17 protein-coding genes are annotated in these 19,520 nt (G+C 52.6%); 12 read left to right on the top strand and 5 right to left on the bottom strand.

Features of this window, described 5'->3' with window-relative positions:
• Positions 1 to 3 precede the first annotated feature (3 nt).
• The 11 genes from zipA to HMF8227_RS08630 all read left to right on the top strand — a co-directional run bounded on the left by zipA (position 4) and on the right by HMF8227_RS08630 (position 13,607).
• Positions 4 to 1,317 (top strand): cell division protein ZipA, encoded by a 1,314-nt coding sequence (gene zipA / locus HMF8227_RS08680; RefSeq protein ID WP_109339811.1) that lies wholly within the window; start codon positions 4 to 6, stop codon positions 1,315 to 1,317.
• A gap of 45 nt (positions 1,318 to 1,362) precedes the next feature.
• Positions 1,363 to 3,396 carry an NAD-dependent DNA ligase LigA gene (ligA, locus tag HMF8227_RS08675; RefSeq protein WP_109339810.1) on the top strand — a complete coding sequence of 678 codons (2,034 nt, stop codon included), beginning with the start codon at positions 1,363 to 1,365 and terminating at the stop codon, positions 3,394 to 3,396.
• Positions 3,393 to 3,716 (top strand): DUF3392 domain-containing protein, encoded by a 324-nt coding sequence (locus HMF8227_RS08670; RefSeq protein WP_109339809.1) that lies wholly within the window; start codon positions 3,393 to 3,395, stop codon positions 3,714 to 3,716. Before ligA ends, HMF8227_RS08670 begins: the two co-directional genes overlap by 4 nt.
• Complete coding sequence (locus tag HMF8227_RS08665) at positions 3,716 to 4,213, top strand: DUF2919 family protein (RefSeq protein ID WP_109339808.1); 498 nt, start codon at positions 3,716 to 3,718, stop codon at positions 4,211 to 4,213. The genes HMF8227_RS08670 and HMF8227_RS08665 overlap by 1 nt, the downstream gene beginning before the upstream one ends.
• A gap of 967 nt (positions 4,214 to 5,180) precedes the next feature.
• Complete coding sequence (gene betI, locus HMF8227_RS08660) at positions 5,181 to 5,771, top strand: transcriptional regulator BetI (protein WP_109339807.1); 591 nt, start codon at positions 5,181 to 5,183, stop codon at positions 5,769 to 5,771.
• A gap of 2 nt (positions 5,772 to 5,773) precedes the next feature.
• A complete protein-coding gene (gene betB / locus HMF8227_RS08655) occupies positions 5,774 to 7,237 on the top strand; it encodes a betaine-aldehyde dehydrogenase (protein ID WP_109339806.1) in 1,464 nt (487 codons plus the stop codon).
• Between the two features lie 8 nt (positions 7,238 to 7,245).
• Positions 7,246 to 8,931: a choline dehydrogenase gene (gene betA / locus HMF8227_RS08650; RefSeq protein WP_109339805.1), complete on the top strand. Its 1,686-nt coding sequence runs from the start codon at positions 7,246 to 7,248 to the stop codon at positions 8,929 to 8,931.
• Positions 8,932 to 9,102: 171 nt separating this feature from the next.
• Positions 9,103 to 10,320, top strand: a complete 1,218-nt coding sequence (locus HMF8227_RS08645) for a BCCT family transporter (protein ID WP_109339804.1) — start codon at positions 9,103 to 9,105, stop codon at positions 10,318 to 10,320.
• 11 nt (positions 10,321 to 10,331) lie between these two features.
• Entirely contained in the window at positions 10,332 to 11,021 is a 690-nt protein-coding gene (locus HMF8227_RS08640) for a TorF family putative porin (protein ID WP_109339803.1), read from the top strand.
• Between the two features lie 216 nt (positions 11,022 to 11,237).
• Positions 11,238 to 12,242: a ribosome biogenesis GTPase YlqF gene (gene ylqF, locus HMF8227_RS08635; protein ID WP_109339802.1), complete on the top strand. Its 1,005-nt coding sequence runs from the start codon at positions 11,238 to 11,240 to the stop codon at positions 12,240 to 12,242.
• Between the two features lie 450 nt (positions 12,243 to 12,692).
• Positions 12,693 to 13,607 carry a tetratricopeptide repeat protein gene (locus HMF8227_RS08630; RefSeq protein ID WP_109339801.1) on the top strand — a complete coding sequence of 305 codons (915 nt, stop codon included), beginning with the start codon at positions 12,693 to 12,695 and terminating at the stop codon, positions 13,605 to 13,607.
• A 427-nt stretch (positions 13,608 to 14,034) separates the two neighbouring features.
• Here the strand turns inward: HMF8227_RS08630 and rlmE are convergent, their stop codons facing one another.
• On the bottom strand, positions 14,035 to 14,655 hold the full coding sequence (gene rlmE, locus HMF8227_RS08625) for a 23S rRNA (uridine(2552)-2'-O)-methyltransferase RlmE (protein ID WP_109339800.1): 621 nt from the start codon (positions 14,653 to 14,655) through the stop codon (positions 14,035 to 14,037).
• Between the two features lie 93 nt (positions 14,656 to 14,748).
• Between rlmE and HMF8227_RS08620 the strand changes: the two genes are divergently transcribed.
• Complete coding sequence (locus HMF8227_RS08620; protein WP_109339799.1) at positions 14,749 to 15,492, top strand: TrmH family RNA methyltransferase; 744 nt, start codon at positions 14,749 to 14,751, stop codon at positions 15,490 to 15,492.
• A gap of 13 nt (positions 15,493 to 15,505) precedes the next feature.
• Here the strand turns inward: HMF8227_RS08620 and HMF8227_RS08615 are convergent, their stop codons facing one another.
• From HMF8227_RS08615 to HMF8227_RS08600, 4 genes are all read right to left on the bottom strand, one after another.
• Positions 15,506 to 17,104, bottom strand: a complete 1,599-nt coding sequence (locus tag HMF8227_RS08615) for an ABC-F family ATPase (protein ID WP_109339798.1) — start codon at positions 17,102 to 17,104, stop codon at positions 15,506 to 15,508.
• Between the two features lie 105 nt (positions 17,105 to 17,209).
• Complete coding sequence (rluF, locus tag HMF8227_RS08610) at positions 17,210 to 17,947, bottom strand: 23S rRNA pseudouridine(2604) synthase RluF (protein WP_109339797.1); 738 nt, start codon at positions 17,945 to 17,947, stop codon at positions 17,210 to 17,212.
• 219 nt (positions 17,948 to 18,166) lie between these two features.
• A complete protein-coding gene (locus tag HMF8227_RS08605) occupies positions 18,167 to 18,586 on the bottom strand; it encodes a hypothetical protein (protein WP_109339796.1) in 420 nt (139 codons plus the stop codon).
• Entirely contained in the window at positions 18,561 to 19,517 is a 957-nt protein-coding gene (locus tag HMF8227_RS08600) for a LysR family transcriptional regulator (protein ID WP_109339795.1), read from the bottom strand. The genes HMF8227_RS08605 and HMF8227_RS08600 overlap by 26 nt, the downstream gene beginning before the upstream one ends.
• Between the last annotated feature and the right edge of the window lie 3 nt (positions 19,518 to 19,520).

Below are 19,520 nucleotides of genomic sequence, written 5' to 3'. Positions count from 1 at the left end.
ACGATGGAAGAACTACGTCTGACATTTTTAGTTTTCGGGGCGCTGGCAATAGCCGGGATTTTGGCCCATGGCTTATGGACGGTGCGAAAGCAGCGTCGTAAAGACGACAAGCCTGGCGGCCAAATTGAGCACAAGCAGAGCGAGCAGCAAGAAGAGAACAGCGACTCGGATTTCCAATCGTCGTCTTATGAGCAAGAACTGGACGAACTGGGGCTGGGGCCGGTGCGGGTGGTCAGCCGTGAAGCGCGTCAGGAGCCGGAATTCAAACCGGTTGAAGAACCATCGGAGTCCGATGCAGTCCACAATGACGAGCCGGATATGCCGGAACCTCCGGCCTTTATGCTTAAAGACACGCCAAAAACACAAAGCCGTGAATCCGCGCCGGACGCAAGTGAATCTCAGCAACAGGAGACGGTATCAGAGTCTCGGTCAGCACCAGAGGTGTCGGATAAGACGGAGCACCAGACGCCCACGACTGACAAACCAGAAATTACAGAGCAAGACACCGGACCTAAGTTCGAGTCGGGCGACCAGTTTGAAGCGCCAGAGCAACACAAGCCCGCCGCGGCAGTGAAGCCGGAGCGTAAAGAGCCCACATTCGGAGATCTGCCCACATCGGTAGCCGAGCCAGAGCCTAAATTTGAGGCGCAACAGCCTGAGTCTGAGCCGGAGACTGTCGCCAGTGAGCCTGAGCCCGAGCAAAAGAAAGCCCCCAGCCTGGCTGAGCGTGCGCGTCAGGGGTTCAGTCGCTCTGCCTCCAAAAATCGTAAGCGTCGCACGCCCAAGGTCAAAGAAGACCAGATCACTATGGACTTCGATGACCAGCCCAAAGAGGAGCCCAAGGTCGCTGAGTCCAAGCCTGCTGAGGATGTGCCGCCCGAAGAGCAGGAAGTACTGGTGCTGAATGTAAAAACTCCCGATGGTAAGCCCATTACCGGTGATGCTTTATTACCGGCGCTTTTGACTCTGGGTTTTAAGTTTGGTGATCAGGATATCTTCCACCGCCATGTAAACAGCAATGGCAAGGGACCGGTGTTGTTCAGCCTGGCCAATATGTTTAAGCCGGGCGTGTTTGATATCGATAACATGGAGCATTTCACTACGCAGGGCGTATCGCTGTTTATGATCCTGCCCATCGATGGTGACCCTCATCAGGTGTTTAATATGATGCACAATGCGGCTCGCAAACTGGCCGATGAGTTTGGGGCTCAGGTGCTGGATGGGCGACGCAGCGCCCTGACCAAGCAGAGTGTGCAGCAATATGTGGAGAAAATCCGCGAATTTGAACGTCGCCGTATGATCCGTCGTAATCGTTAACGCTTTTCCGGGCGGCGCCCGCCGCCTTTGTCTATTGGTAGCCCTATGTCAGATAACGTCAAGCAACGCATTGATTCTCTAAAGCAAACCCTGAACGACTACAACTATCAGTATTATGTGCTGGATGACCCCAGCGTGCCGGACGCCGAATACGACCGGTTAATGGAAGAGCTGAAACAGCTCGAGGCCGGGCATCCGGAATTAAAAACCGCCGACTCACCGACCCAGAAGGTAGGGGCCGCACCCTTATCGGAATTTGACGAAGTGGCCCACGAAGTGCCCATGCTGTCATTGGATAATGCCTTCGATGAGGACAGCTTTAAGGCCTTTCGTAAGCGCATCAGCGACCGGTTAAAGCAGGACGACAACCTTAAGTTCTGCTGCGAGCCTAAACTGGATGGTCTGGCAGTCAGTTTGCTCTATGAAAATGGCGTGCTGGTGCGCGGCGCCACGCGCGGCGACGGTCGCACCGGCGAGAACATTACCGAAAACGTCAAAACCATTAAAAACATCCCGCTCAAGCTGCGTGGTGATGATCTGCCAGTCCGGGTGGAAGTGCGCGGCGAGGTCTTTATGACCCACAGGGGCTTCGAAAGGCTCAACGACAATCAGCGCAAGGCGGGCAACAAGGTATTTGCTAACCCCAGAAACGCCGCCGCCGGTAGCCTTAGGCAACTGGACTCGCGCATTACCGCTAAACGGCCTTTGATGTTTTACGCTTATTCCATGGGGTTAGTGGAAGGCGGGCAAGTTGAGTTGGCCGCGGGCCAGTTTGAGCGTTTGCAGCAGCTCAAGAGCTGGGGCCTGCCGCTGTGTCCGGAAACCGATACCGCCAAGGATATGGCCGAGTGTAAGGCCTACTACGAACAGTTACTGGAACGCCGTGAACGGCTCGATTATGACATCGACGGTATCGTCTATAAGGTCAACGATATTGAGACTCAGGAAGCCCTGGGTTTTGTGGCTCGTGCGCCGCGCTGGGCCATTGCCTGGAAATTCCCGGCTCAGGAGGAGATCACCGAGCTTGTGGATGTGGAGTTTCAGGTGGGCCGCACCGGTGCCATTACTCCGGTAGCGCGACTGAAACCCGTATCTGTCGGTGGGGTGACCGTGTCTAACGCCACTTTGCACAACCAGGATGAGATCAAGCGTCTTGGGATCTGCATCGGCGATACTATCAGCATTCGTCGGGCCGGAGATGTGATCCCTCAGGTGGTGTCGGTGTTTAAGGACAAGCGACCTGATAATGCCCGCGAGATAGTGTTTCCCCAGCAGTGCCCCATTTGTGACTCGCGCATCGAAAAGCTCGAAGCCGAGGCGGTCGCACGTTGTACCGGCGGCCTATACTGCCGTGCTCAGCGTAAGGAAGCCTTAAAGCACTTTGCCTCTCGTAAAGCACTGGATATCGATGGTCTGGGCGATAAGATCATCGAGCAATTGGTGGAGAAAGACTGGGTCCATTCACCGGATGAGCTGTTCGGTCTGGATGTGACCCAACTGTCCAGTCTTGAGCGTATGGGCGATAAATCCGCCGCCAATCTGGTCAAGGCGCTGGATAAGGCCAAACACACCAGCTTGCCGCGCTTTTTGTATTCGCTGGGAATTCGCGAGGTGGGGGAGGCCACGGCGCAGAATCTGGCGCTGCATTTTCAAACTCTGGAGGCCATTCGTCAGGCCAGCGCCGAAGCCCTGCAGGAGGTCAATGATGTAGGCGAGGTAGTGGCGCTGCACATCGTGAATTTCTTCGCCGAGGCCCACAACCGTGAGGTCGTCGACAAGCTGCTCGCGGCAGGCCTTCAGTGGCCTGAGATCGAGGCGCCGTCAGAGGGCGAACAGCCGCTTGAGGGACAGACCTTTGTACTCACCGGCACCTTGTCGACCTTAGGCCGTAATGATGCCAAGGCGATATTACAGACATTGGGGGCTAAGGTCTCCGGCAGTGTGTCGGCCAAGACCCACTGTTTGGTGGCCGGTGAAAAGGCCGGCTCCAAGTTGACCAAGGCCAATGAGCTGGGCGTTAAGGTGATGAGTGAAGACGAGATGCTGGCGCTGTTTGAACAGCACGGAGTGGCACCATGAGCGAGGCGTTTCTGACACTGACCGGCTGGCTCAGCCCCTATTACAGCGAGATTGCGATGACTTTTATCGCCACTTTACTGGTGGTGTATGGCGATGTCGTTAACAAACACATTAAGCGTATGCTGACGCCTTATCCTTTTGTATTTCGCACTCTGGTGTTTGTGCTGGTGTGCGCCTTTGGTTATGGGGCCTTTATCCTGTTTGCCACGCCCTTTATCAAGCAAGGCATTCTATTGCTGCCCTCGGTCTGGCGGGGTGGAGTGATTGTTGCCGTCTTTTTGCTTATGGGTTACCTGGCCGAACAGCGCCGTTATATCTGATGACTCAGAAATCAACAGGCCCGGCTCCCCGTATTATTCTGCCGCTCGAGCGTTATGACGATGAGGGGCGTATAAGGCCGCCTCGCTGGCTGTGGTGGACTCTGGTGTTTTTAAACCGGGGCTATCTGCTGTTGGTGGCCTCAGTGTCCTACATCAAGGATCAATCTCTGATCCTGTCGCTGTTTTATCCCGACAACCGGGACTTTTACCTAAGCCTGATGGTGGGCTTACCGGCGCTGTTGGCCGCCGTGATCGCCGGATACCGGCGTTGGCTGTGGCAGAAGCAGTGGCTGGGGTTGTTTGCCTTTATTCGTCCGTTGGTACTGATTAGCCTGTTTTTGGATATCAGTTTGCAACTGGCGATGGCCGCCGGGGAGCAGTTCCGCTTTTCCTGGACGGTGGCCATTTTCCTACTGCTCGATGGTCTGCTGCTTACCTACTGGGCTCGTAGCCGCAGCCTCAAGCTGACGCTGGCCGACTGGCGCCGCCGGGATTAACTCTCCTCTGTACTACTGTTGTGCTGGTAAAGTGTCAGCCTTATTAGCCCAACCTTTGTGCTTCTTGTACAGTCCTATAGCTCAAATTTAGGGTAGGCTTTCCCTGCTTGAATATGATTCGCCTTCCTTGGCGAGCCAGCCGGTTTTGTCAACTCACAAAACCGGCGAAAAGGACCTAGTGGCCCGTGGACACCCTAAACATGACGGTCAGGCTAGGAAAAAGTCGGTCGCTCACACTCACTCCCTGTTCGTCTTCGCTTAAATCTCATCCTTGATATTTAACCCACTTTTTCCGGCGCCTGCCCGCCACAGGGTGTTTTAACGGGCCGTGGGTGCAAAACCGAAAATTATATGTCAGTCATGTGGCTCAAGAGGTGTTGAAGGGGATGAGTAAAGGTTGGTTTTAGTCCTTGTCGCTTTGACTTTCCCCTGCCGTGCCAAGGCTCAATCTAACGCGAAGCCCTGGATGATTTCGTGAGGCGATAGCCTTGTAGAATACTTGTTCGATGTAGTCAGAGCCTTGAGTCGGTAAGATTCCTGTAAAGTCAGGAGCGACTATAGACCTTTTCGCCCCTTTTAGGTCTTTCTAAAAGGGGTCGGTGCGCCAGGGACTGGCCTACCGCATTCGGCAAGTTGGAAATGGACCCCTGATCGAGTCTCGGTGACGATGATATTGGCTGGGGGGATCAGGGGAGAGATGGAGATCCTTAGAGCACTAGCTATGTGAAACCACCGTGCTTGAGTTTACTCCTGCCCAAAAAATCCATTTAACACTAACTATTTATCGCTCCATTACTGTCTGAGGTTTTGTAGTTATATCAGTACGATGGCCGGTTTTACGGGCTTTCAGAGTTTACATAGAGGAGCGTAGCGTTACAGATTTATTTTGAACTCTGCTTGAAAGGATCCGGGGATCTCGTTAATATTTATTTTAATTGAACGGTCAATTAACAAAAACTGGGGTCTTATGCCAAAAGTGGGAATGGAGCCAGTCAGGCGCAAACAATTGATTTTAGCTACCTTAGAGTCGGTAGCGGAGGTGGGGTTGCAGCACACCACCATCAATACCATCAGCAAAAAGGCTGGGTTGTCTTCCGGCATTATCAGCCACTACTTTGGAGGCAAGAAGGAGCTGATCCTGGCCACCGTACGTTATCTGTTGACCGAGCTGCATAACAATCTGGTTAAGCACATCGCCGATGAACCGGTGGACGCCAAGACCCGCCTGTATCGTATCGTGGAGACAAACTTTGCCTCGGTACAGCGTGAAGACCGGGCCACCAAAACCTGGCTGAGCTTCTGGGCCGAATCCATGCACGACCCGGCCCTGCATCGTTTGCAGCGGGTTAACAGCAAGCGGCTGGAAAGCAATTTGAAGTACGCCTTTAAGCAGATGATGAGCCGTGACAATGCGCAACAAGCGGCATCGACGACAGCCGCCATTATCGACGGTTTCTGGCTGAGGGCGGCCTTACTGGGGGGCGATGAGTTGTTTGATCAAGCCGAAAGGCGCACTAAGACCCATATCGATACCTTGATTCAGGCTTACGGAGTTTAAACATGAGTTTACCGCGTTATCAGAATTTCATTCACGGCAAGGCTTTAGCCAATCAAACTGGCGAGGTCTTCGATGTGGTTAACCCGGCGACCGGGCAGGTAATCTACCAGGTTGAAAAGGCCGACGATTTTATTCGGGAGCAGGCGTTAAAAAGCGCCAAAGAAGGCTTTGGTGTTTGGTCCCTGATGTCCGCGACCGAACGCCGCCGTATTCTGGATAAAGCCGTGGCCCTGTTGCATGAGCGCAACGACGAGTTGGCTATGGTCGAGGTAAAGGACACCGGCAAGCCGATTCAGGAAGCTGAGGTAGTGGACGTGCAAACTGGCGCCGAGGTGCTGGAATACTATGCGGGCCTGGCCCCGACCATTACTGGAACCCAGCAGTCTCTCGGTGAAGATTTTTTCTATACCCGCCGTGAACCTCTGGGCGTGTGTGCCGGAATCGGTGCCTGGAATTATCCACTCCAGATCGCCTGTTGGAAATCTGCCCCTGCGCTGGCAACGGGGAATAGCATGATCTTTAAGCCGTCTGAAGAAACGCCCCTGGGCGCCTTAAAACTGGCCGAGATTTTTATCGAGGCAGGCGTGCCAGCGGGTGTTTTTAATGTGGTTCAGGGCGACGGTGAGGTCGGCCAGTGGCTGACCCAGGCTGAGGGCATTGAGAAAGTGTCCTTCACCGGCGAGGTTGGCACCGGCAAGAAGGTGATGGCCAGTGCTGCCAGCACACTGAAAGACGTTACCATGGAACTGGGAGGCAAGTCGCCGCTGATCATCTGTGAAGACGCCGATCTGGACCAGGCGGTCAGCGCCGCTATGCTGGGCAATTTCTACACCCAGGGTGAAATCTGCACCAATGGTACCCGGGTATTTGTACATGAATCCATTTTGCCGAGGTTCCTCGAGCGCTTGGTAGAACGCACCCAAAATAATGTGATAGCCGGCGATCCCGCCGACCCTGTTACAAACCTGGGAGCGCTGATCTCTCAAAACCATCAGAAAGTCGTTCTGGATTATATCGCTGAGGGTGTTGCCGAGGGGGCGACCCTACTGACTGGCGGTAAGGCCCTAAAACCAGTGGGCTGCGAGGGAGGCTATTTTGTTGAGCCGACTATTTTCACTCAGTGCACCGACGAGATGACCATCGTCCGCGAAGAGATCTTCGGCCCAGTGATGTCGGTACTGAGCTTCTCCGACGAGGCCGAGGTCATCGCCCGTGCCAACAATACTCATTATGGCCTAGCCGCGGGCGTCTTCAGCCGTGATATTCGCCGTGCTCACCGCATCGTCCATCAGTTGGAAGCGGGGATCTGCTGGATCAACAGCTACGGCGAATCACCAGCACCGATGCCGGTTGGCGGTTATAAGCAATCTGGCGTGGGCCGTGAAAATGGTCTGGAAACGCTGAACCACTATACCCAGACCAAGTCGGTCTACGTGGGAATGCAGGACATTGAAAGCCCGTTTTAGGAGGTGAGATGAATTTAGCCAAAGATTACGACTATATTATCATCGGCGCCGGCTCGGCGGGTTGTGTACTGGCCAACCGATTGACCGAAGACGGTCAGCACCGGGTATTGCTGCTGGAAACCGGCGGTAGTGACAAAAGTCTTTTTATTCAGATGCCGACGGCTTTGTCCATCCCAATGAATACCAAAAAGTACGCCTGGCAGTTTCATAGCGAGCCCGAGCCTTATTTGGATGATCGTCAGATGCATTGCCCGCGGGGTAAAGTATTGGGCGGCTCTTCGTCCATCAACGGTATGGTCTATGTGCGCGGTCATGCCCGGGACTTTGATGAATGGGCCGAGCAGGGGGCTGAGCAATGGGATTATCAGCACTGCCTGCCTTACTTTAAAAAAGCCGAGTCCTGGTATCTGGGGGGCGATGACTATCGTGGCGATCAAGGCCCTCTTGGCACCAATAACGGTAATGAGATGCAAAACCCTTTGTATCAGGCCTTTATTGACGCGGGTGTCGAGGCCGGGTACCTGAAAACCGATGACTATAACGGCGAGCAGCAGGAAGGCTTCGGCCCCATGCATATGACCGTTCAGGGCGGCAAGCGCTGCTCGGCAGCCCGGGCTTATCTGGACCCGGCGCGACAACGTGACAACCTGACCATTGTGACCCACGCGTTGGCCCATAAAGTGATGCTCGACGGCAAGGTGGCGACCGGTGTGGAATTTGAGCACAAAGGCAAGCGCCAGCGTATCACGGCCAATCAAGAGGTGATCTTAAGTGCCGGTTCTGTCGGCTCACCTCACTTACTGCAACTGTCCGGTATTGGTGATCCAGAGGTGTTGGCCGAGGCGGGTATTGAGGTGAAACATGAGCTGCCTGGTGTGGGTAAGAACCTGCAGGACCATCTGGAGTTTTATTTTCAGTTTAAATGCAAACAGCCCATTACCTTAAACGGTAAGCTGGACTGGTTTAGTAAGGGACTGATCGGCAGTCGCTGGCTGCTTAAAAAGGACGGTCTGGGGGCCACCAATCATTTTGAGTCCTGTGGCTTTATCCGCTCTAACGAGCAGGTGGAATGGCCGGATCTGCAATATCATTTCCTGCCTGCCGCCATTCGCTATGACGGTAAGAGTGCCTTCGACGGCCACGGCTTTCAGGTGCATATCGGTCATAACAAGCCCAAAAGCCGCGGTTTTGTGCATGTACAGTCCGCCGATCCGAAGCAGGCTCCCAGGATTCAGTTTAATTACCTTGAAGAACAGGAAGATATTGAGGGCTTTCGGGCCTGTGTGCGTCTGACCCGGGAAATCATCAACCAGCCGGCGATGGATGCCTATCGCGGCGAAGAAATTCAGCCCGGTGAACAGGTAAAGACTGATGAACAAATCGATGCTTTCGTACGTCAGGCCGTAGAAAGTGCCTATCACCCATCCTGCTCCTGCAAGATGGGCGAAGATGCTATGGCGGTAGTAGACAGCCAAACCCGGGTTCACGGTATTGATAATCTCAGAGTGGTGGACTCATCCATTTTCCCCACTATTCCCAATGGCAATCTGAATGGCCCCACCATTATGGTGGCTGAACGCGCCGCCGATATGATTCGCGGCAAGCCTCTGGCCAGCACGGCCGGAGTCACCGTCAAACAGCCCGAGGCCGGGCGACAGCGCACTGGCCTGGTGGAGCGGGCACTGCCTGACTGAATCTGACTCAGCGATTTTTCACCGGCTGAGTCTCTTTTTTCGATAACGCATTTTTTGCCGGCACTCTGTGCCTGTAGTGGTTTCGTGCGTCCTGAAGAAAGCAAGGGGCTTGGCTTAACAACCAGGAGCAAAAATGAATTTTGAATCCATACTAATAAGCGGAGGTACGCAATGAATCTGTGGCTCAACGCCGGTATTATTTTTACGGCGGTATCCATACTCTTTATTCTGGTGAAGTGGGGCAACCTGCGCATGATTGGTGAGATGCCAGTGCGCACCTTTACCTTTATCGCCATCCTGTTCACATCTGGGTTGGACGTGGGGCTGATTATGTTCCCGCTCACCGAGTTTGCCGGTTACGCCGATACCACGGCGAACCCCGAATACGCCTTTACCAACCCCCTGGCCATTGAGTTTGGCTACTGGAGTTTTCTGATCTGGGGCTTTTACTTTCTCACCTGTTTTTATTTTTGCGTGATCGAGCCCAAGGTAAAGTTTTTCGAGCTTAAGCCGGTGAAGTTCATCAACAATCTGGTGATCATAGGTACCTGCGCTTTCACGGCTTTCCTGTTGCTTAAAAATTTGCCGTGGTATATGCCGGGAGTCGGAGATGGAGAGTCCATAGTTCCGACCTTCTATCTGATTGTGTTTGCCGCGATTGCGTTGGCAACCTACTCGAGTACTGACATTAAATATGTGCGTATTCTGAGTCTGGGTTCCACCTGGCTGTTTATCGCCCTGATTGCCTGGTTCTGGCTGGATGCCTATATATTCGGTGGCTCTAATGTGGCTAAGTACGCCTCAACACTGGGATTAGTGGGCGGTTATTTCTCCAATATCCACGAATTCATTCTGCCACTGAATGACTACCACGCCTTTTATCTGTTCTGGTGGTTCGCCTGGTCCATCATGATCGGCCAGTTCACGGCCCGCTTTGTCGGTGGACTGAAAACCTGGCAGGTGTTGGCTGCGATGCTGATATTCCCGTCTATCCCTATCGCTATCTGGTTCAGCGTGCTTTACCACTACCATGAAGCCGGCCTGGATACCTCGGGCATCAAAACCTTTGGCATGATATTCGTGGGCATTGTGTTCGTTATTAACTCACTGGACTCTCTGATCCGTTTGTATACGGACAATTTGAACCTGACCGTTAAGCGCTTTGGCACGTTCAAGTACTGGCTGGTCAACTTCGGTGTACTGGCATCGCTGACTCTGCTGTTCAAACTGGACTTCCTGCGCATCCAGTGGGTTGGGGCACTCGTTATCGGTATCTACTTTGCCTGCATGGGCTACATTCTGGTCACCAAATATCGTGCTGTCCGTGCCATCGACAGTTCACCGAAAGAAAACACCCTCGACTTTGAAAAAATTGAAACCATTCATTAAGGAGTAAAATAATGAAAAAACTGACCCTGATTTCTGCACTCGTTATTGCCAGCACACCGGCTGTGGCGGACTGGTCTTCGACGGTGAATCTGACCTCGGATTATACCTTCAACGGCGTGAGCCAAACTCAAAATGACCCTGCATTGCAGGTAAGCCTGGATTATGCCGGTGAAGAGGGCTTTTATGCCGGGGCCTGGACTTCCAATGTGGATTTTGGCGAGTTTGCCGATCTTGAGTTTGATGTTTACGCCGGTCAATATCGTCAGTTAACCGATGAACTGGGCGTGGACTACGGTATTGCCTATTACAGCTACCACGGCTCCAGTGACTCCAGCGACGGTAACTACCCGGAAGTGTACTCAAAGTTTAATTATGCCAGTGCCTTGGGGACTTCCGAGATGAACCTGTGGTACAGCTGGGACTACTTCGGCACCGATGCCGGTCACTCGATTATCGAGCTGGCCCATACCTTCAGCCTGGCTGACGGTCATGACCTGCGTCTGAGCTGGGATGAGTCAGCTTCTCAGGATAAGGCCGACTACCAGTGGGGGACACATAGCTCTTACCGTCACTGGCGCGCCGCCTATATGACCAGCTACAAGGGCTTTAACTTCTCACTGGCTTACGAAGACACCACCCTGGACTGGGATACGGCCGATGAGCGTGTGGTGGCCTCCGTCTCTCGCACCTTTAGCTTCTAAGCGATAGGGTATGGATAAGGCTGGCCATGGGGTCAGCCTTTACTCCCAAGGCTCATCATTCCCACCGACGACGACCCCAATGTCTAACCCGGTTAATCCTTCCTTATGTAAAAGTGTTTAGCGACCTTAGAAGTGAGATCGCGGGCCAGATCAACAATTAAACCAACTGAAAAATGCGTTAGAATAGCGGTCATTGCGTTATTGAGGAAAGCGGATTTGGCCTTACAGTGGTTCCCGGGGCATATGCACAAAGCCCTGAAAGAAATAAAAGAGTCGTTATCTCAGGTGGACATTCTGATTGAGGTACTGGACGCGCGTATTCCGTATTCCAGTGAAAACCCCGAAATCGCTAAGATCCGCGGCGATAAGCCCTGTTTGAAAATCCTTAATAAGTACGATCTGGCCGACCCTGACATCACTGCACAGTGGCAAGCACACTTAGAAAGCGAGCGGGGCGTGAGCACCATCACCACCTCCAGCGACAAACCGGGCGAGAGCCGAAAGATTCTGGATATGGTGCGTCAGATATGCGCCGAAAGAGACGCCTCGGTGAAAGCCATCAACGCCATGATCACCGGCATTCCCAATGTGGGCAAATCCACCCTGATCAATATTCTGGCCCAGCGCACCATTGCCAAAACCGGCAACGAGCCAGCGGTGACCAAGAGCCAGCAACGCATTCGGCTGGATAACGGCATTGCCCTGCACGACACGCCGGGGGTGCTGTGGCCAAAACTGGAAAACCCTAACTCCATCTATCGCCTGGCCGCCTCAGGCGCGGTCAAAAACACTGCCATGGAATACGATGATGTGGGCTTTTACGCCGCCGATTATCTGATCAAGGCCTACCCCGAGGTGATGCAATCCCACTACAAGCTGGAAGAGCTGCCGGACACGGAAATTGAGTTTCTGGAAGCCGCCGCCAGAAAGCGCGGCGCCATTATGCGCGGCGGGCGGGTCAATCTGCATAAGATCTGTGAAGTGCTGCTCAATGAATTGCAGTCGGGCAAGCTAGGCCGCATCAGCCTGGAAACGCCTGAGATGCTAGTCGAAGAAAAGCGTGAAATGGAAGCGGCGGCGAAGAAAAAAGCCGAAGCCAAGGCTAAACGCAAGCAACGATTTAAAGACGGCTCTCAAACGCCAGACAAGCGCGACCGCAAAGAAACGCGCACCGAAAAACGCCAGGAACAAAGCCGCCGGATGAAAAAGAATCGTCGTTAAGTGCTTTCAATAATACACGAACGTGACGCAATCTGACCATTAGTCGACTTGTTGCAAAATGCAAGACCTGACCCCGAGGCCTGATGAAGAAGAGCCGTCGTTAAGTAGGCCAGCCATAAGGTGATAGGGCGGTGACGAGCACAAAACTGGGCTAATCTGACGGTTCAGTTCTGTGCCAGAAGCGGACGGTCGTGATTGAAAGCCTGAATGACGGCTTAGTACGTATTGCAGCCGTTAGGTTTAAGAAGTGCTGATATGCTTCAGGAGCGTCGCGTTTGCCTGATTTCTAGATTAGTTATTCATGAAAGGTAGCTTTCTTTAATCTGAATTGAGTGCCAAACCCTAAGGGGGAGCATATATCTATAGAGATATGACAGTAAAAACAATAAAATAAGGAAAACGATATCCTGACTCTTTTGCCAGAGCGAAAAATGTAGAAAGGAATTATTCATGTATGGATTATGGTGTCTTTTTTTTCTTATAGTGGTCGCAGGTCTTTTAGGAGGCTTTATTTTTACACTAAGCACGCCCGGATCTCATAAGTTTCGCGTGCCTTTTTCAGAGAACGATATTGAGTCAGGGTTTATGGGTCATATTGTCATTGGGATTGGCGGAGCGTTTGTCGCATTAGCAGCATCTGTTCCCGTATTTGATTTGCAACTAGGTATTTTTGATCAAGTATGGAGCCCAGAAAACAAACCGAAGAATCTTATTCCGGTTGTACTGTATGTGTTGGCAATAGGAATAGTCGGAGGGTTTTCTGGGCTCAGAATTATTTCCGGTGTGAGTGATGCGATGCTTAAAAAGTTGCAGGCAGAAATAGAGTCGAATAGGCAATATACGGAGGAAGAAATAAAGAGAGTTAGAAGGTCTGTCGCAAAAAATTATGAGCAAGACCGTGAGCTCAGGGAAGAGCTAAACGAGGCAAAATCCCACACTCTTTTACTCGAAGGCAACTTTCTGGTGTTCAGTGGGAAACCAGACGAAGGCATTGAGAAAATCAAGGAATATTTAGAGCACCACCCTGATAATGCTAAAGCTATTAGCTGGTTGGGAATGGGCTATAAAAGGGTGGAAGAGCTTGAGAAAGCAATAGAGTGTGCAAGAAAGTCGATTGAACTTAAACCTGAAAATTGGGTCTACCACTATAACCTTGCATGCTATCAATCCCTTCTGGAGCACCAGTTTGACAGTGTGAGAGAGTCATTGCAGAAAGCATTTGAAGTAGCCATAGACAAAGACGACAAGGAAGAAATAATTGACTCCTTGACTACTGATGATGATTTTGAGAGTATTCGCGACCTTCCAGAGTTCCAAACCTTCAAGGAAGCGTTGGAAGGTGCGCTCTCTGTTCAATCGAGTTAATGTATTGACACAGATTAGTGAAACATTCTATCTTTAAGAAAAGGTCAATGGGAGCTAGCTATGTTTAGTGATAAAAATCCGGGAATGGACAAGAATCCAGGGATGTAGATGCTTTTGACTGAAGCCGCTTTATTAGCGGCTTTTTTGTGCGAGATTCACTTAGTAACGTGTACTAGCTCAGACCTGATCTGAGAGTTACCTCTTCTGCTCATGCTAGCTTCAAGATTTTGCTCCTTTAGGAAAGAGCGCAAGTCTGACGAGTTATACTGAATTCCCTGATCGGAATGAACGAGCACCTTCGTGCACTGCATCAGTTCAGGTGAGCGTGCCAGCGGCTGAAACAGGTCAGTCTGATAGCCATCGGCATCCACGGTCTCGAGGAGTTGGGGAAACTGGCCGACAGGACGACGACCAGCAGTTTTTTGCGTTAGCCTTTAAAGCCTTTGCCCACCAAATAGACTTCGCGGGAGCGGGGGCGGGAGGCGTCGGGTTTGCGGACCAGCACTTTGTTAAAGGACTGGCGCACGTCTTTGACATATTCTTCATAGCCCACGCCCTGAAACACTTTGGCGCAGAAGCTGCCTCCGGGTTTTAATACGTTGCGGGCCATATCCAGCGCCAGCTCGACCAGATACATGGCGGCGTACTGGTCGGTGTTTTTCACGCCGCTTAAATTGGGGGCCATATCCGAAATAACGGTGTCGACCTGTCGGCCTTCCAGTGCGTTGACGATCTCGTCATACACGGCTTCCTCGGTAAAGTCGCCCTGAATAAAGGTGACGCCCATAATGCCGTCCATCGGCAGGATATCTGAGGCTACAACCTTTCCTTTGTCGCCCACCACAGGGGCCACGATTTGCGACCAGCCGCCCGGTGCCGAGCCTAAGTCCACCACCACACTGCCGGGTCCGTAGAGTTTGTCTTTGTCGTTGATTTCGATGAGCTTGTAACTGGCTCGTGAGCGATAACCGTCCACTTGCGCTTTTTTCACATAAGGGTCGTTAACGTGCTCGTCCAGCCATTTCTTACTGGTTTTTGATCGTGCCATGGTGTGAGCCTGCTCTGGTATCGCTAAAACGGCGGGTATTGTAAACTTGCCCGCGTAAATTGCAAAAACACTACTCTCAGCAGGTCCGCTAATATGAAACTGGATGATGTGAAAAAACTGCATCAGAAAAAATACCGCGCCAAATTTGGTCATTATCTGGTGGAAGGCGAACACCTGATTATTGAATTACAAAGCGCGATGACTTCGCCCGCCGGGGCCAGCGGCATTACCTTATATGTAACGGCAGGGCGGGAAAGCTGGGCGCGCGAACTGAACGCGGGCTTTCACATTGTGGTGGTCAGCGATAAGCAGATGGCGCAGTTAAGCGATACCAAGTCACCACAGGGTGTGGTGGCCTGTGTGCCATTGCCGAACTTATCCGCTGACCCGGCTCAAGAAGGGCCAACAAGCCGGTGCATTTTTCTGCATGAAGTACAGGACCCGGGCAATTTGGGCACCATCATTCGTACGCTGGCGTGGTTTGGTGATTTTCGCTTACTGCTGAGCCCCAACAGTGTGGACCCCTTTAACGCCAAGGTGGTGCGCGCCAGTATGGGGGCGATTTTTCATCTGCCCATCGAATTGGATGTCACCCTGGATACAGTTTCACAGCGCTTTGAACGGGTGGCGTATCTGGATTTGCAGGGTGAGAACATCAACACGCCCGCATTTGCGGATTATGGCTGCTATCTGTTTGGCAATGAGGCGCGGGGCGTGCCCCTTGAGCGTTTAACCGGCTCACAGGCGCAGGCCTTTACCATCCCCGGTACAGGCAGCATCGACTCACTCAATCTGGCAAGTTCGGTGGGCATCTGCGCCTATCAGCTTTCGCTGTAGCGCCGATACCGCACTAAGCGGTGATCGGTGCGCTGCTCTCGACAAATTCGTCGTAAGTACCGTCGAAGTAATTCAGCTTCTGATCGGCGATCTCAATCACTTGCGTGGCAAGCGACGCAATAAATTCATGATCGTGACTGACAAAAATCAGCGTGCCGTCAAAATTCAGCAGCGCCTGATTGAGGGCTTCAATGGACTCCATATCCAGGTGGTTGGTGGGTTCGTCCATCACCAGCACATTGATGTCTTGCAGCATGAGCTTGCCAAACAGCAGGCGGTTTTTCTCACCCCCTGAGCAGACTCTGACTTTCTTATTGAAGTCGTCAGAGCTAAACAGCAACCGGCCCAGCATGGCTTTGACCTGAAGATCGTCGTGTTTGGGGCCGCGCCATAAGGACATCCATTCAAATAGGGTCCAGTCACCGTCAAAGTCGCGGCTGCTGTCCTGGGGCAGATAGCCAATGGTGGCATTTTCGGCCCATTTGATGCGGCCTTCGTTGGCGGTCAGGTCGTCGACCAGACACTTGAGCAAGGTGGTTTTGCCTGCGCCATTTTCACCAATAATGGCAAGCCGCGAGCCTGCTTCCAGCAGCAGGTTAGCGTCACTGAACAGCGGGACTTCCGGGTAGCCGTGGCCCAGGTTTTCCAGGGTGACGGCCAGCCGGTGCAGCTTTTTATGTTGTTTAAACTGAATAAACGGGCGGCGTCGGCTCGAGGCTTTGACTTCCGCCAGTTCAATTTTCTCTAACCGTCTCGCGCGAGAGGTGGCCTGCTTGGCTTTTGATGCGTTGGCCGAGAAGCGTGCGACGAAGGCTTGCAGGTCTTCGATTTCGGCCGACTTCTTGGCGTTCTCATGGTGCAATTGTTCCTGAATCTGGGCGGCCGCTTCCACAAAGGCATCATAGTTGCCGGGGAAGATGCGCAGGTCCTGATAATCAATGTCCGCCATGTGGGTGCACACGGAGTTCAGAAAGTGTCGATCGTGCGAGATGATCAACATGGTGGACTTTCGTTTGTTCAACTCTTCGGCCAACCAATGAATGGTGTAGATATCGAGGTTGTTGGTGGGCTCGTCGAGCAGCAACACATCGGGCTCGGCAAACAGCGCCTGTGCCAGGAGCACGCGCACCTTGCGACCGGGGGCGACTTCTTTCATCAGGCCAAAATGGTATTTCTCTTCAATACCCGCCGCCGTGAGAATATCGCCCGCGCGGGCTTCTGCGGTGTAGCCGTCCATTTCGGCAAATTGCACTTCCAAGTCGGCCACGCGCATGCCTTCTTCTTCGCTCATGTCCGTTTTGGCGTAAATGGCGTCTCGTTCCTGCTTGATGTCCCACAAGGCCATATCACCCATGATGACGGCATCCACCACCGACATTTCCTCGTAGGCGAATTGATCCTGATTGAGGATGCCTAATTTGGTGCCCGGTGCCAGCGACACATTGCCTGCGGTAGGCGTCTGGCGACCACTGAGAATACGCATAAAGGTGGACTTGCCACAGCCATTGGCGCCGATCAGGCCATAGCGGTTACCGTGGCCGAATTTGGCGGAAATGTTTTCAAATAGCGGTTTGGAACCAAACTGCATGGTAATGTTAGCGGCGCTTATCAAAGGGAAACTCTCAGTGCTGGTTAGGGGTTAGAGGCAGCTTGGCGCTGAAGGCCGCGCAGTATAACAGACTTCACCGGCAAGCTCTGCCTTAGAAAAACGGCGCGGTCAGGCCGTTTTCTTAGAGTGCTTTACCGCGCTTTTCAGTTGTTGCAGTTCTTGTTCGGTGAGGTTGCGCCATTGTCCCGGCCGCAGTTTACCGAGCTTGATGTGCATAATGCGGGTGCGTTTTAACTTGGTGACGTCGTAGCCTAAAAACTCACACATGCGGCGAATCTGGCGATTCAGCCCCTGAGTGAGAATAATGCTGAACTGAAAACGGCCTCGCGCACTGACTTTGCAGGGTTTGGTCACGGTGCCCAGGATGGGCACGCCCTTGGCCATTTTATTCAAAAAGCGTTCACTGATGGGCTGATTGACCGTCACGATGTATTCCTTGTCGTGGGCATTTTCGGCGCGCAGCACTTTGTTGACGATGTCGCCGTCACTGGTCAGTAAAATCAAACCCTCTGAGGGTTTATCCAGTCGGCCAATGGGGAAGATACGCTCTTTGTGGCCAATGGCGTCGATGATATTGCCTTTCACATGTCGCTCGGTGGTGCAGGTAATGCCGATGGGTTTGTGATAGGCGATGTAAATGCGATCCGACTTATCGTCCGCCACCGCCCCCACGACTTTTCCATCCAGTTTTACTTTGTCGCCCGGCTCGACTTTAGTGCCCAGCTCGGGCAGCTTGCCATTGATGGTGACGCGCTTTTGCTCAATGAGTTTATCGGCTTCGCGGCGTGAACAAACGCCTGTATCGCTGAGGTACTTGTTTAATCGCTTAGGCTGTTCTGTGGTCATAATTTCGGTTTGCGAGCGGGCAGCCGTTAACGGCTTGTGTGATTAGCGCTAGTGTACAGAATATTTTTTCTCTTCCAAGTGACTATGCAGAAGGTCAGAACGACGGGAAATGAGATCCTGGCGATAAAAGTCAGAGCAACGGGCCCGCTATAAACGCCAGGCACAAAACAGCGGCTCTGTAACAAAGCCGCTGTTTTGATGATGAGTCGTAAAACAGTATCAGTGCGTCGGCGTGGCTTTATTCACCGCCAGTTCGTAGTATTTTTGCACACTGATCTGGTTGTCGTTGACCAGGCGCTGATAGCAGGTGGCGGCGAAGGCGTAGGTTTTGCCGGCGTATTCGAGCATGATGGTGGGCGCGTCCGGGTTAGTGTCGTCATATACCCAGTGGCCACCGATGTGCTTACGAAACACTTCGCCCACATAGGCGCCATAGATATTGCACAGGGTAAAGACAGCCTGTTCTTCCAGCGCCTCACTTTTGTAGCGCTCCAGCCACCGTAATAAAACTTCATCCACCTGATTGATGCTGTCCTGGCTAAAGTCCAGCTCGATGCCGAATTCTTCGCGGGTTGTGGTAACGGCATTATGGGCGCTGTCGACCATCAAGGATTCAAGTTCTTCGCGGGTCATCTCCATGGGAGGCCTCATTATTTTGTTGTTCAATCTGTTCGTTTAGGGGCGTAATCTGACGATGACTCAATATCAGGTCCGATAAATGCCGACTTCCAGGTCCCAGAGTATCAGGCCGGGGATGGATCATAAACATGTTCGTGATTCTGAAGCTGGACCCCTGGATATCCAGGGGCACCAGCTGACCGGACTCGATATGAGATTCCACTGTATGATAGGGCAGCCAGCAAAAGCCCATATTTTGCATCACTAACTCGATGGCGGTCTGGAAGTGACTCACCGTCCAACGCAGCTCCGACTTGAGCCAGCCTTGCTTTTCATTTGGCGTTTGGGAAGTGTCTTTGATGACCAGTTGCAGGTGTTGCAGTAATTCACTGGCTTCGATGGGGCCGTCGAGTTGTGCCAAAGGGTGGTCGGGACTGCTAACAGCCACAAAGCTGACCTCGGCGATAGGCTCGCCCAAATAGCCTTTGGGTACGCTACCGCCGATCACGATATCGGCCCAGCCCTGCGTCACGGCTTCCTCGGTGCCAGTGAGTACCGTATCGATCAGTTTCAGGCGGCTGCCGCGAGACTCGGGCAAAAAATCCTTTAACACCGGGTAAAAGTGCGACTTAGGATAGGCCAAGTCCAGCGCAACGGTTATTTCTGGCTCCCAGTCCTGGTTAATGTTGTCTGCCAACGACTCCAGTTCCTGTACGTTCTGGGTCAGATGACGTGAGCGGCGCAGCATGACTTCGCCCGCTTCGGTCAAAAAAGCCTTGCGCCCACGGACCTCTAATAATTGCACCCCCAATTGATTTTGCAGCTTCGCAACCGCGTGGTTGAGGGACGACTGGCTTTTATTCAGGGCAGCAGCGGCATGGGCGTAGCCGCCGTTATCGACTACGGCTTGTAAGATACGCCACTGTTCGAGAGTGGTTTTAGGCCGGTACATTGA

It is taken from the genome of Saliniradius amylolyticus (assembly GCF_003143555.1).
GTDB lineage: Bacteria > Pseudomonadota > Gammaproteobacteria > Enterobacterales > Alteromonadaceae > Saliniradius > Saliniradius amylolyticus.
The sequence above is the reverse complement of the archived record's forward strand: the minus strand, read 5'-3'. Positions and strand labels throughout refer to the sequence as shown.

Excerpts from the sequence above, each read along its gene's own strand:
- zipA (WP_109339811.1), top strand. The coding sequence starts at position 4 with ATGGAAGAACTACGTCTGACATTTTTAGTTTTCGGGGCGCTGGCAATA.
- ligA (WP_109339810.1), top strand. The coding sequence starts at position 1,363 with ATGTCAGATAACGTCAAGCAACGCATTGATTCTCTAAAGCAAACCCTG.
- HMF8227_RS08670 (WP_109339809.1), top strand. The coding sequence starts at position 3,393 with ATGAGCGAGGCGTTTCTGACACTGACCGGCTGGCTCAGCCCCTATTAC.
- HMF8227_RS08665 (WP_109339808.1), top strand. The coding sequence starts at position 3,716 with ATGACTCAGAAATCAACAGGCCCGGCTCCCCGTATTATTCTGCCGCTC.
- betI (WP_109339807.1), top strand. The coding sequence starts at position 5,181 with ATGCCAAAAGTGGGAATGGAGCCAGTCAGGCGCAAACAATTGATTTTA.
- betB (WP_109339806.1), top strand. The coding sequence starts at position 5,774 with ATGAGTTTACCGCGTTATCAGAATTTCATTCACGGCAAGGCTTTAGCC.
- betA (WP_109339805.1), top strand. The coding sequence starts at position 7,246 with ATGAATTTAGCCAAAGATTACGACTATATTATCATCGGCGCCGGCTCG.
- HMF8227_RS08645 (WP_109339804.1), top strand. The coding sequence starts at position 9,103 with ATGAATCTGTGGCTCAACGCCGGTATTATTTTTACGGCGGTATCCATA.
- HMF8227_RS08640 (WP_109339803.1), top strand. The coding sequence starts at position 10,332 with ATGAAAAAACTGACCCTGATTTCTGCACTCGTTATTGCCAGCACACCG.
- HMF8227_RS08630 (WP_109339801.1), top strand. The coding sequence starts at position 12,693 with ATGTATGGATTATGGTGTCTTTTTTTTCTTATAGTGGTCGCAGGTCTT.
- rlmE (WP_109339800.1), bottom strand. The coding sequence starts at position 14,655 with ATGGCACGATCAAAAACCAGTAAGAAATGGCTGGACGAGCACGTTAAC.
- HMF8227_RS08620 (WP_109339799.1), top strand. The coding sequence starts at position 14,749 with ATGAAACTGGATGATGTGAAAAAACTGCATCAGAAAAAATACCGCGCC.
- rluF (WP_109339797.1), bottom strand. The coding sequence starts at position 17,947 with ATGACCACAGAACAGCCTAAGCGATTAAACAAGTACCTCAGCGATACA.
- HMF8227_RS08605 (WP_109339796.1), bottom strand. The coding sequence starts at position 18,586 with ATGGAGATGACCCGCGAAGAACTTGAATCCTTGATGGTCGACAGCGCC.
- HMF8227_RS08600 (WP_109339795.1), bottom strand. The coding sequence starts at position 19,517 with ATGTACCGGCCTAAAACCACTCTCGAACAGTGGCGTATCTTACAAGCC.